Raw genomic sequence first — 13,254 nt, forward strand, 5'->3', positions numbered from 1 at the left:
AACGAAACGAAGCAAGAAAGAGAATCTGAAAAGGGGGCTTTCCTATGGAAAAAGCCATAAAACGCTACTGGCCCGTCTTTGTGCTGCCAACGCTGATTGCCTTTATTATCGGCTTTGTGTGGCCTTTCATCTGGGGCGCGGGGCTGTCCTTCTGCAAGTTCACTACCGTTAAAAACGTGCAGCTCGTCGGCCTTAACAACTACAAAATGATCTGGATCGATGATACCTTCACCCATGCGTTCTGGTTCACGGCGGCTTTCACCATCGTGTCCACCGTGCTTATCAATGTGCTGGCTTTCAGCATCGCACTGCTGCTTACCCGCGGCATGCGCGGCACCAACGCATTCCGCACGATCTTCTTCCTGCCGAACCTGATCGGCGGTATCGTGCTGGGCTACATCTGGCAGATTTTGCTCAACGGCATCCTTTCTGCCCTGGGCAAGCCGCTGCTCGCGCTGAACGCCACCTACGGCTTCTGGGGCCTCATCATCCTGATGTGCTGGCAGCAGATCGGCTACATGATGATCATCTACATTGCCGGTTTGCAGAACGTGCCCACCGATCTGATCGAAGCGGCCCGCATCGACGGCGCTACCTCCCGCCAGATCCTCTTTAAGATCAAGGTTCCCATGGTCATGCCCAGTGTGACGATCTGCACCTTCCTGACGCTGACCAACTCCTTCAAGCTGTTCGACCAGAACCTCTCTCTGACGGCTGGCGAACCGGCCAAGCAGTCCATGATGCTGGCGTACAACATTTATGATACGTTCTACGCCCGCTCGGGACCCCAGTGGAAGGGCATCGGCCAGGCCAAGGCTATGGTCTTTTTCCTCTTCGTGGTCGTTATCTCTCTGCTCCAGCTCCATTTCACCCGCTCTAAGGAGGTGCAGCAATAATGGGCAAAACTGCTAAGGATCGCCGCATCAACTCGGTGCTGTCGGTCGTGCTTACCATCGTCTGCATCCTCTGGATGTACCCGGTGTTCATGATTTTGATGAACTCGCTCAAGACCGAGCGTGCCATCACCACCACTCACGCCTTCGAGCTGCCCACCGCCGAGACCTTCGTGGGTCTGAAAAACTACATCTACGGCATCACGGAGATGGACTTCCTCTCCTCGCTGTGGTACAGCTTCATCATCACGATCTCCTCCGTCGCGCTGATCTTGCTCTGCTGCTCGATGTGCGCATGGTACATCACCCGTGTGCAGGGCGTGCTCTCCAAGGGCATGTATTACCTGTGCGTCTTCAGCATGATCGTGCCGTTCCAGATGGTTATGTTCACCCTGGCCAAAACGGCAGATACCCTCAAACTGAACAACCCCTACAACATCTGCATCATCTATCTGGGCTTCGGCGCTGGTCTGGCGGTGTTCATGTTCACCGGCTTTGTCAAGTCGATGCCCATCGCCATTGAGGAAGCCGCCATGATCGACGGTTGCAACCCGCTGCAAATCTTCTTCAAAGTGGTTTGCCCCATCCTGAAGCCGACGATGATCTCCACTGCCATCCTGGAAACCATGTGGGTCTGGAATGACTATCTGCTGCCCACCCTGGTGCTGGACATCAAGCAGTTCCGTACCATTCCCATGGCCATCCAGTATTTCCGCGGCAGTTACGGCAAGGTCGAGATGGCCCCCATGATGGCCTGCATTATGATCACGGTCATCCCCGTCATTGTGCTGTACCTGGCCTGCCAGAAGTACATCATCGACGGTGTTGTGGCCGGTGCGGTTAAGGGTTGACAGAGGGCCCGAAAGTATATTCCATTAGAAAGAGGTCAGTATTTTTATGAGAACCAGCGGTATTTTACTGCCGATTTCCAGCCTGCCGTCCCCCGGCGGTATCGGTACCATGGGGGCTGCGGCCCGTGAATTTGTGGACTTCCTGCATGCGGCAGGGCAGCATTACTGGCAGATTTTGCCGGTTTGTCCTACCAGCTACGGCGACAGCCCCTATCAATCCTTCTCCACCTTCGCGGGCAACCCCTACTTTATCGATCTTGACCAGCTGGCCGAGGCCGGGCTGCTTACGCCCGAGGAGTACCGCACAATCGATTGGGAGAGCACGCCCGACTGCATCAACTATGGTGTACTGTACGAGAAGCGCTACCCCGTCCTACGCCGCGCCTGCGCCCGTCTGCTGGCCAACCCCCCAGAGGATTATGAGCAGTTTTTGGCGGACAACGCTTTCTGGCTGCCGGACTACGCCCTGTTCATGGCACTGAAAGATGCCCACGGCGGTAAGTCCTGGCTGGAGTGGGAACGCCCGCTGCGCCTGCGCAAACCGGCCGATCTGGATAAGGCCCGCCGCTATCATAAGGCGAGCATCGATTTCTGGCAGGCTGTGCAGTATCTCTTCTACACCCAGTGGAAAAAACTGAAAGCCTACGCCAATGCCCAGGGCGTCGAGATCATCGGCGACCTGCCCATCTACGTAGCGGCGGACAGTGTGGATGTCTGGAGCAGCCCGCAGGAGTTTCAGCTGGACGAAAACCTGCTGCCTATCGAGGTGGCCGGCTGCCCGCCAGATGGTTTCTCCGCCACCGGCCAGCTGTGGGGCAACCCGCTGTTTGACTGGGACGCCATGGCCGCTACCGGCTACCGCTGGTGGGTGCGCCGCATCCGCCACTTGTGCAGCATCTACGATCTCCTGCGCATCGATCACTTCCGCGGCTTCGCCGGGTACTACGCCATCCCTTACGGCGATAAGACCGCCGAGCATGGCCGCTGGCGCACCGGCCCAGGCTACAGCCTGTTTGCCGCCGTTAAAAGGGAACTGGGCAGCCCCCGCATCATTGCCGAGGACCTGGGTTTCCTGACCGACGATGTGCGCGAGTTGCTGGCCAAGTGCGAGTACCCCGGCATGAAAGTGCTGGAATTCGCCTTTGACAGCCGCGACGGCGGCGACTACCGCCCCCACAGCTATCCCACCAACTGCGTGGCCTACACCGGCACCCATGACAACGAGCCTGTACAGGGCTGGTTTGCCACCGCCGATAAGACCGACACCGACCGTGCCGTAGAGTACCTGAATCTGACCAAAAAGGAAGGTTACCACTGGGGTATGATGCGCGGTGTCTGGGCCAGCACGGCCGATCTGGCCGTAGTACAGGCACAGGATGTGCTGGGTCTGGGGCATGAATCCCGCATGAACACGCCGTCCACCTTGGGCGGCAACTGGTGCTGGCGCGCACTGCCGGGTGCTTTCACCCCGGCACTGGCGCAAAAGCTCAACCATCTGATGGAGCTGTACGGCCGCCTGCCCGTAGAAGCCGCTCCGGAGGATGCAACCCAGGATCCGGCGGATTCCCCGTCCGTCTGATATAAGGGCCGTGCCGTATCGCGGTGATGACCCGGACTTCTTCTCTTTTTTCTATCGTTTCTTTCTTGCAAACAGGGTAAGGCCCTCGGCAAACCGCCGGGGGCCTTATCCTGTTTTTGCTGCAGGATGGGTCCGGTGGAACTGGCATCCTGTTCCTTCGGCCAAAGCAGCAAGGTCAGCTATCTGCAGATGCTTACAGCGGTGTGTGCTGTTGTCAACGGCGGGCGGCTGATGCAGCCCTATGTTGTACAGCGCATTACCGCCCCGGACGGTACAATAATAAAAGAGGTAGAACCTACAGTGAAGCGGCAGGTCATTTCGGCTGAAACCAGCGCCACGATGTGCAAGCTGATGGAAGGGGTGGTCACCAAAGGCACCGGCACCCGGGCGGCGGTGCCCGGCTACCGTGTGGGCGGCAAAAGCGGCACCAGCCAAAAGCTGGACAGCAAAAACGAGGGCGCCCGCATTGCCAGCTTTGTGGCGGTCGCGCCCATCGAGGCCCCACGGCTGGCGGTGCTGATCTGCCTGGACGAACCCCACAGCTGGACCACCAGCGGCGGCGCCCTCTCCGGCCCCGTCTGCGCCGAGGTCCTGCAAAAGGCCCTGCCATATCTGGGGATAGAGCCGACGGAAATGGTAGAAAAATAAATTTTAAAATTCATTAACGACATTTCCCTGCAAATCTGCTATACTAAAGCTACTTTAAAAAATAGGAGAGTTTTAGCATGCCGCAGCCTTATGTGTTGTTTGACAATGTGTGTAAATATTACCAGATGGGCGATACCCGTATCGCTGCATCAGACCACGTGAGCTTTGAGATCCAAAAGGGGGAGTTCTGCGTCATCCTCGGCCCTTCCGGTGCGGGCAAAACCACCGTGCTGAATATGCTGGGCGGCATGGATACCTGCGACGAGGGCACCATCCTGCTGGACGGCGAGAAGGTCAGCGGCTTTGATAAAAAGCGGCTGACCACCTACCGCCGCTATGATGTGGGCTTCGTGTTCCAGTTTTATAACCTCGTGCAGAACCTGACCGCGCGGGAAAATGTGGAGTTGGCCGCCGAGATCTGCCGCGACCCGCTGGATGCCGACACCGTGCTGGATGAGGTGGGCCTGGCGGACCGCAAAAACAACTTCCCGGCACAGCTTTCCGGCGGCGAACAGCAGCGTGTCTCCATCGCCCGTGCGCTGGCCAAAAACCCAAAGATCCTGCTTTGTGATGAGCCTACCGGCGCGCTGGACTACAAAACCGGCAAGCAGGTGCTGGCCCTGCTGCAGGCCACCTGCCGCAAACAGGGGCGCACCGTCATCGTCATCACCCACAACAGCGCTCTGGCCGCTATGGCGGACCGGGTCATCCGTATCAACAGCGGCCGGGTGGTAGATCAGACCGTGAACCCCAACCCAACCCCTGTGGAAAGGATCGAGTGGTAAATGACACGCAGTTATCGCAAAAATACCCTGCGGACCTTCAAAAGCACCGCCAGCCGGTTCGCCGCCGTCTTTGCCATCGTGGCGCTGGGCGTCGGCTTCCTGGCCGGGCTGAACGCCACGCCCATCGATATGAAAGAGTCGATGGAACGTTATATGGATGATAGCAACTTCTACGACCTGCGCATCGTCTCCACCCTGGGCCTGACCGATGAGGATGTGGACGCCTTGCACCAGGTGGAGGGCGTTCGCCAGGTGCAGCCGGGATACTCGGCAGATTTGCTGGTGGAGGTGGACGGTGACACCGTCGTCAGCCGCGTCCACAGCCTGCCTGCGCCGGAGAATAACACCATCAACCAGCTGAACCTCGTCGAGGGCCGCCTGCCGGAAAAGTCCGGCGAGTGCGTCATCGAAGCCAGCTACACCAAAAAGCAATCTAACTACACCGTGGGCACAAAGCTGGTGGTGGACAAAGCCAACGAAGATCTGGACACCAAGCTGAGCACCACCGAGTACACCGTCGTGGGCATCGTGCACAACGCCAACTATTTCAGCTTTGAGCGCGAGCCCGCCAGCGTGGGCAACGGCACGGTCAAGCTGGTGCTCTACATCCCCCAGCAGGATTTCGCCTACGAAGCCTACACCGAAGTCTACCTGACCGCCGAAGGCGCGTTGGAGCAGGACAGCCTGGGCGACGCCTACCAAACCAATATTGATACGGTCAAGGCCAACGTCGAGGCCATCGCCGATGCCCGGTGTGAAGCCCGCTATGACGGCATCATCGCTGATGCCCGTGCCGAGCTGGATGACGCCTGGGCTGAGTACAACGACGCCAAAGCGGATGCCGACCAACAGCTGGCCGACGCTGCCGCTGAATTGGCCGACGGCAAACGACAGTTGGCGGATGGCCAGAAAGAGGTGGATGACGGCGAGCGCCAGTATGCAGACGGCTTGAACGAACTGACCAGCAACGAAGCCCTGCTCAACGATGGCGCGGCCCAATTGGCGAATGCCGAAGCCCAGCTGAAAGACGCCGAGGCGCAGCTGCAGGCAGGGGAGGACGAACTTGCCGCCAACGCCCCCAAGCTGGAAGCCGCCCGCAAACAGTTGGAGGACGGCCAGGCTCAGTACGAAGCCGGACTGAAACAATACAACGACGGCCTGGCACAGATCGAAACCGCCGAAAAGCAGCTGGCCGACGCCAAGGCCCAGCTGGACGCCAACGCGGACGCCTACCAGCAGGGGATAGCAGCCATTGCCGAAAAGCTGGGAGTGGATGCGGCCCAGGTGGATGCGTTTATCGGCTGGCTGGCCCAGAACTGCGATGCCAACGGCACCCAGCCGCCCCAGACGGTGGAAGAACTGTGGCAAGCCATCCAGAATTACGGCGGTCTGACCATCCCCGCAGGCCTGACACAGGAGCAGGTGGATGCCATCCGCGCCCAGGCCAACGATCTGCTGGCGGCCATCGATGAAATCCCCGCAGACACCCTGCCGGAAGAACAACAGCAGCGCTTGCAGGAGGCCCGGACGTATATCGCCGCCGTGGCTGATGCTGCCGACCCTGCCGCCATGCAGACGGCTTTGCAGAATGCTGTCGATTGGGCGCGTCAGTTCGCCCCCGAACTGCCCGATGACATCCGGGACAAGCTGAACGCCGCTGTCGAAGCCTGGTGGGCCAGCCTGCCCGAGGACAGCAAAGCCCAGCTGGAAGAACTGGTTTCCGGCGTGGGCCAGCTGACCCAGTACCGGTTGGGCCTGCTGCAATACGAACAGGGCGCGGCTCAGCTGGCTGCCGCCCGTGCCGAGCTGGAAGCCAACGCCCCCAAACTGGCCACCGCCAAGGCCCAGCTGGACGATGGCTGGAAGCAGTACTATGACGGCCTGGCCCAGTACGAGGACGGCAAAAAGCAGCTGGCGGCTGCCCGCGCCCAGTTGGAGGATGGCTGGGCCACCCTGCAGGACAAAAAGGTGCAGATGGCCGATGCCCGCCGCCAGATCGACGACGCCAAAGGCCGGCTGAGCGACGCCCGCAAAAAGCTGGATGACGCCAAAACAACCATTGCCGAAAACCTGCAAAAACTACGGGACGGAGAAATAGAATATGAGGACGCCAAGGTCGAAGCCGAAAAGGCCCTGGCCGATGCCCGCGCGCAAATCGAGGACGGAGAAGCCGCCCTGAACGATGTGGAGTACCCCACCTGGTACGTCTGGGACCGCAGCAAAAACGTCAGCTATGCGTCCTTTACCGCCAATGTGGATAAGCTCACCGCCATTGCCACCATCTTTCCGGTATTCTTCTTCCTGGTGGCGGCACTGGTGGTATCCACCACCATGACCCGCATGGTCGAGGAAGAACGCCTGCAGATCGGCACGCTGAAAGCCCTGGGCTATTCGGGCGCAGCCATCATGCAAAAGTACCTGATCTACGCCTTCACGGCGGCTGCAGCGGGCACAGTAGCCGGACTGGCCGTCGGCTTCAAGGCCTTCCCGTCCATCATCTGGTCCGCCTATGAAATGATGTATTATATGCCGTCTATTGCCACCCCCTGGCGGTTGAGCCAGGCGTTGCTTGCGGGTGGCACCCTTATCCTGCTCACCGTGGGCATCACGGCGCTGGCCTGCCGCACCACCTTGCAGGAGGACCCGGCGGCCCTCATGCTGCCCCGCGCCCCCAAGGCCGGCAAGCGCATTTTGCTGGAACGCATCACCCCGCTGTGGCGGCGGCTGCCCTTCAGCTGGAAAGTTACCTGCCGCAACCTGCTGCGCTACAAAAAGCGCTTCTGGATGACGGTCATCGGCGTGGCGGGCTGCACCTCGCTGCTGGTGGCGGGCTTCGGCATCTCGGATTCGCTGAACTCCATCATCACCAAGCAGTACGGCGACATTTACCACTACGACATGATGACCATCGTTACCAAGCAGGAGGCCACCGAAAGCGGCCCTGTTTACGACTACCTTTATAATAATGAGAACGTCACCGATTCGCTGACCGTTGCCATGGAATCCACCCGGCAGGATGGCCCCGACGGTGAGATGGACGTCTACCTCATGGTTCCCCAGGCTGTGGACAAGTTTGCTGAGTTTGCTGACCTGCACGAACGCCTCTCCCACAAGGCGGTGTCGCTGGGGCAGCAGGGCGTGGTCGTGAACGAAAAGATGGCCAAGACCCTGGGTGTAAAGGCAGGGGACACCATTACCCTGACTAACAGCGACGATAAGACAGCTGACTTCACTGTCAGCGGTGTGTGCGAGCATTACGTCAGCAATTACGTTTACTTCAGCCCGGCGGTGTACGAGGCCGGTTTTGGCGAAGCTCCCGCCTACAACGCAATCATGAGCATCCTGCCCGAGGACACCCAGGAAGCCCGCGATACCCTCTCGGCGGATCTGCTGGCGATGGGCAATGTGGCCAGCCTGAACTTCACGCAGGACAACGTGAAACAGGTGCTCAACATGCTTAACTCCATCGATGCAGTGGTCGTGCTCATCATCGTCTGTGCGGCATCGCTGGCGTTCGTGGTGCTGTATAACCTCTCCAACATCAACATTGCCGAGCGTGTCAAGGAGATCGCCACCATCAAGGTGCTGGGCTTCTACGACCCAGAGGTCTACGCCTACGTTAACCGCGAGAGCGTGGCCTTAACGCTGATCGGTACGTTGTTAGGCCTGGCAGGCGGCATTGCCCTGCACAGCTTCGTCATCACCACGGTGGAGGTCGATGCCGTCATGTTTGGGCGGCAGATCTACCCCCAAAGCTTTGCCTACGCCATTGCCCTGACCCTGCTGTTCAGCACGCTGGTCAACCTGGTCATGCAGCGGCTGCTGAAACGCATCTCGATGGTAGAGAGCATGAAAGCGCCGGAATAAAACGGACGCATGAAGCTCCTATAAATAGAAGGAGCCGATTGCAAACATATATCTAATGTAAAATAGGTGTCATTTTCGTTAAAATCGTTAGATTCGTTAAAGTTTTTTGGGGCGTTTTTCTAACGAAAATAACGACTATGATACCTAGATGAAAGCAGGTAAAAGAAAGCTCCCTCTTTGAGGGGGCTTTTTAAAATTCATCTCTTGACATTTTCCCAATCGGTGATATACTATCCAAGTACGAATATAAACAGTTAGCATGCGAACAATTCATGAATGAACAATTCGCAGGCTAACAAAACGACCCGATAAGGAAGGTGAGAACGATGATCTGCCAAAATCCAGCCACGGTTCGGGATGGCTGCGTAAACAAGCATTTCGGTGCGCTGCTCAGCCATACATCCCGTATGCTGCGCCGCGCTATGGATACCCGCATTGCAGCCGAAGTCACCCCGGAGCTGACCGGTGTGCGCGGTATGCTGCTGGGCGAGATCATCTGCGCGAACAACGAAAACCGTGATGTCTACCAGCGCGATGTAGAACAATGGTTCCACATCCGCCGTTCCAGCGTCACGGCGATCCTGCAGGGCATGGAGCAGGATGGTTTCATTACCCGCTGCTCGGTCGAGAAAGATGCCCGCTTAAAGCGGCTGGCCGCCACCCCCAAAGGGGTGGCCTACCACGACCGCATCCGAGCCAGCATTGACCGCTTTGAGCAGGACCTGCAACAGGGCCTTACCCCCGAAGAAATGGCCGCTGCCCGCGTGGTGCTGAACCAAATCCTGCACAACGCCCAGTCCATCGAGGCCGAAGCAAAACAATCTACCCCGGAAAGGAGCAATGAAACTTGCTGAAAACACTCGGACGTGAGACAAAGGGATTCCGCCTGGTCTCGATCCTGACGCCGATCTTTATGATCTGCGAGGTTATCATGGAGATGATCATCCCCAAACTGATGGCTTCCATCATTGACGATGGCGTCACCCCCGGCAATATGCAGGTCATCTACATCGTTGGTGCCCAGATGATCGTTGCAGCGTTGTTTGGCCTGCTGTTTGGCATTTTGGGTGCCGTGCTTGGCTCCCATGCCGCCACCGGTTTTGCCCGCAATCTGCGCCGCGGCATGTTTAAAAATATCCAGACCTTCAGCTTTGCCAACATCGATAAATACTCTACCGCCGGTCTGGTCACCCGTATGACCACCGACGTTACCAACATCCAAAACGCCTATCAGATGTTGCTGCGCATGTCCATCCGTGCGCCTGCCAGCATGATCGTGGCGCTGATCATGTCCTACACCATCAACCGCCAGCTGGCTAACATTTACTTGATCGCGGTCATTCTGCTGGGCTGCGTGCTGGTGTACATCATGACGCACGCCACCCGCTATTTCACCGAGGCTTTCCGCAAGTACGATGACCTGAACGAGAGCGTGCAGGAGAATGTTTCTGCAATCCGCGTGGTCAAAGCCTACGTGCGGGAAAAGTTCGAGAGCGAGAAGTTCCGCAAGGCCAGCGAGAATGTGCGCAACCTGCTGATGCGCGCTGAACTTATCATCGCCTGGAACGCCCCCTTCATGCAGTTGACCGTCTACAGCTGCATCCTGCTCATCAGCTGGATGGGCGCACGGCTCATCGTCAGCTCCGGCGCCACCACCTTCACCACCGGTGACCTGATGAGCATGCTGAGCTACTGCATGAACATCCTGATGAGCCTGATGATGCTCTCGATGGTGTTTGTCATGATCACCATGTCCGCCGCTTCCGCCAAACGTGTAGCCGAGGTCCTGGATGAGAAGTCTGACCTGACCAACGGCGAAAACCCCGTCATGGACGTCAAGGACGGTTCTGTCAAGTTCGACCACGTCAGCTTCTCCTACAAGAAGAACGGCGAGAAGGTGCTGAGCCACATCGACCTGGACATCAAGTCTGGCGAGACCATCGGCATCATCGGCGGCACCGGCTCGGCCAAGTCCAGCCTGGTGCAGCTGCTGCCCCGCCTGTATGACGTGACCGAGGGCAGCGTCTCCATCGGCGGTGTGGATGTGCGCCGTTATGACCTGGAGACCCTGCGCAATAACGTGGCCATGGTGCTGCAAAAGAACGAATTGTTCAGCGGCACCATCGCCGACAACCTGCGCTGGGGCAACCCCGACGCCACCGACGCAGAGATCGTGGACGCCTGCAAGCAGGCCTGCGCCGATGAATTTGTCGAGCGCTTCCCCGATAAGTACCAGACCTACATTGAGCAGGGCGGCAACAATGTATCCGGCGGCCAGAAGCAGCGCCTCTGCATCGCCCGTGCCCTGCTGAAAAAGCCCCGCATCCTGATCCTGGACGACTCCACTTCCGCTGTCGATACCGCCACCGACGCCAGGATCCGCCGTTCCTTTGCCGAGAAGATCCCCGGCACGACGGTGTTCATCGTGGCACAGCGTATTTCCTCTGTCGAGAACGCTGACAAGGTGCTGGTGCTGGATAACGGCAGGGTCAGCGGCTTTGATACCCCCGCCAACCTGCTGAAGACCAACGCCATCTATCAGGACGTCTACAACAGCCAAACCAAAGGCTCCGGCGACTTTGACGAGAAGGGAGGGGAAGCCTGATGGCACAGCAGCCTAAAGTAGTAAAAATGGGCCCCGGCCGCAACGCAGGCCCCCGCCCCAAAGTAGAGAACCCCGGCAAGGTGTTCAAGCGCATCCTGGCCTACGTGATGAAGCAGTACAAGTTCCAGGTCATCCTGGTGCTGTGCTGTATTCTGCTCAGCGTGTTCGCTCAGGTCCAGGGCACCCTGTTTATGCAGACTCTGATCGACAGCTACATCCTGCCTCTGCTGGCCGAAAAGAGCAATGATTTCTCCGGCCTGCTGCATGCCATCACCCGTGTGGCCTGCTTCTACGGCGTGGGCATCCTGGCCGTCTTCATCCAGAACCGCACCATGGCCAAGATCACCCAGGGCACCCTGAAACGTCTGCGCGACGACCTGTTCGTCCACATGCAGACACTGCCCATCAAGTATTTTGACAGCCACGCCCACGGCGACATCATGTCTGTCTACACCAACGATATTGATACCCTGCGCCAGCTCATCAGCCAGAGCCTGCCCCAGCTGGTCAATACGATCATTACGGTAGTCAGCGTATTTTTGTCCATGCTTTACCTCAGCGTGCCGCTGAGCGTACTGACCCTGGTCATGGTCGGCGCTATGATGCTGGCCACCAAGTATCTCACCGGCAACTCCGGCAAGTACTTCCTCAAGCAGCAGCAAGAGTTGGGCAAAGTCAACGGCTACATCGAGGAAATGATGAACGGCCAGAAGGTCGTCAAGGTTTTTTGCCACGAGGATGCCGCCATCAAGGAGTTCAACGAACTCAACGATGAGCTGTTCCACAGCGCCGACAAGGCCAACGCCTACTCTCTGGTGGCGATGCCCGTCAACGGCCAGCTGGGCAACCTGAGCTACGTGCTCTGCGCTGTGGTCGGCGGTGCGCTGGCCATCGGCGGCGTCGGCAGCCTGACGCTGGGCAAGCTGGCCAGCTTCCTGACCTTTAATAAGAGCTTCAACCAGCCCATCACTCAGATTTCCATGCAGCTGAACGCGGTCGTCATGGCTCTGGCTGGCGGCGCCCGTATCTTCGCCCTGCTGGATGAAAAGTCCGAGGTCAACGAGGGTGACATTACCCTGGTGCATGCCAAGTTCCAGGCCGACGACACCCTGACCGAGACCAACGAGTCCACCGGCATCTGGGCCTGGAAAAAGCAGAACGCCGATGGCACTGTCACTTACACCCAGCTGAAGGGCGACATCGTCTTTAAGGATGTGGACTTCGGCTACGATGAGGGCAAAATCGTCCTGCACGACATCAACCTCTACGGCCGTCCGGGCCAGAAGATCGCTTTCGTCGGTTCTACCGGCGCCGGTAAGACCACCATCACCAACCTGATCAACCGCTTCTACGACATCCAGAAGGGTCAGATCCTCTACGACGGCCACGACATCAAGTCCATCGAAAAGAACGCTCTGCGTTCCTCTCTTGGCATCGTGCTGCAGGATACCCACCTGTTCACCGGCACCGTTATGGAGAACATCCGCTACGGCCGCCTGACCGCCACCGATGAAGAGTGCATGGCCGCCGCCAAGCTGGCCAACGCCGACAGCTTCATCAAGCATCTGCCCGATGGCTACAACACCATGCTGACCGGCGACGGCACCAACCTGAGCCAGGGCCAGCGCCAGCTGCTGGCTATTGCCCGTGCTGCCGTTGCTGACCCGCCGGTGCTGATTTTGGACGAGGCAACTTCCTCCATTGATACCCGCACCGAAAAACTGGTGCAGGACGGCATGGACGGCCTGATGTACGGCCGTACGACCTTCGTCATTGCCCACCGCCTGTCCACCGTCCGCAACTCGGACTGCATCATGGTTTTGGAGCAGGGCCGCATCATCGAGCGCGGAACCCACGACGAGCTGATCGCCCAGAAAGGCCGCTACTACACCCTGTACACAGGCAATTTTGCCGAGAACAGCTGAACACATTGACAGCATAGTGTACAGCGTTGCTGCGCAAAAATTGCAGCAATCTGGTGTACAATCAATCAAAATTGCCGGGATGGCTTGCCGCTGTCCCGGCT

General features: G+C 58.4%; 9 protein-coding genes. All 9 read left to right on the forward strand.

Features of this window, described 5'->3' with window-relative positions; translation table 11 throughout:
• Positions 1 to 44: 44 nt before the first annotated feature.
• Positions 45 to 896 (forward strand): sugar ABC transporter permease, encoded by an 852-nt coding sequence (locus tag OGM81_10085; protein ID UYJ42689.1) that lies wholly within the window; start codon positions 45 to 47, stop codon positions 894 to 896.
• On the forward strand, positions 896 to 1,744 hold the full coding sequence (locus OGM81_10090) for a carbohydrate ABC transporter permease (protein ID UYJ42690.1): 849 nt from the start codon (positions 896 to 898) through the stop codon (positions 1,742 to 1,744). The genes OGM81_10085 and OGM81_10090 overlap by 1 nt, the downstream gene beginning before the upstream one ends.
• Positions 1,745 to 1,790: 46 nt before the next feature.
• The gene (malQ, locus tag OGM81_10095) at positions 1,791 to 3,323 is read left to right on the forward strand and encodes a 4-alpha-glucanotransferase (protein ID UYJ42691.1); all 1,533 of its coding nucleotides are present in this window, start codon (positions 1,791 to 1,793) and stop codon (positions 3,321 to 3,323) included.
• Positions 3,324 to 3,458: 135 nt separating this feature from the next.
• The gene (locus OGM81_10100; protein ID UYJ42692.1) at positions 3,459 to 3,971 is read left to right on the forward strand and encodes a penicillin-binding transpeptidase domain-containing protein; all 513 of its coding nucleotides are present in this window, start codon (positions 3,459 to 3,461) and stop codon (positions 3,969 to 3,971) included.
• A 77-nt stretch (positions 3,972 to 4,048) separates the two neighbouring features.
• Positions 4,049 to 4,756, forward strand: a complete 708-nt coding sequence (locus OGM81_10105) for an ABC transporter ATP-binding protein (protein UYJ42693.1) — start codon at positions 4,049 to 4,051, stop codon at positions 4,754 to 4,756.
• Positions 4,757 to 8,623, forward strand: coding sequence for an ABC transporter permease (locus OGM81_10110; protein ID UYJ42694.1), 3,867 nt, complete (start codon positions 4,757 to 4,759; stop codon positions 8,621 to 8,623).
• Positions 8,624 to 8,949: 326 nt separating this feature from the next.
• Complete coding sequence (locus tag OGM81_10115; protein ID UYJ42695.1) at positions 8,950 to 9,477, forward strand: hypothetical protein; 528 nt, start codon at positions 8,950 to 8,952, stop codon at positions 9,475 to 9,477.
• Positions 9,471 to 11,228, forward strand: coding sequence for an ABC transporter ATP-binding protein/permease (locus OGM81_10120; protein UYJ42696.1), 1,758 nt, complete (start codon positions 9,471 to 9,473; stop codon positions 11,226 to 11,228). The genes OGM81_10115 and OGM81_10120 overlap by 7 nt, the downstream gene beginning before the upstream one ends.
• Complete coding sequence (locus OGM81_10125) at positions 11,228 to 13,153, forward strand: ABC transporter ATP-binding protein/permease (GenBank protein UYJ42697.1); 1,926 nt, start codon at positions 11,228 to 11,230, stop codon at positions 13,151 to 13,153. Before OGM81_10120 ends, OGM81_10125 begins: the two co-directional genes overlap by 1 nt.
• Positions 13,154 to 13,254: the final 101 nt, after the last annotated feature.

The organism is Oscillospiraceae bacterium, assembly GCA_025758045.1.
Lineage (GTDB): Bacteria > Bacillota > Clostridia > Oscillospirales > Ruminococcaceae > Gemmiger.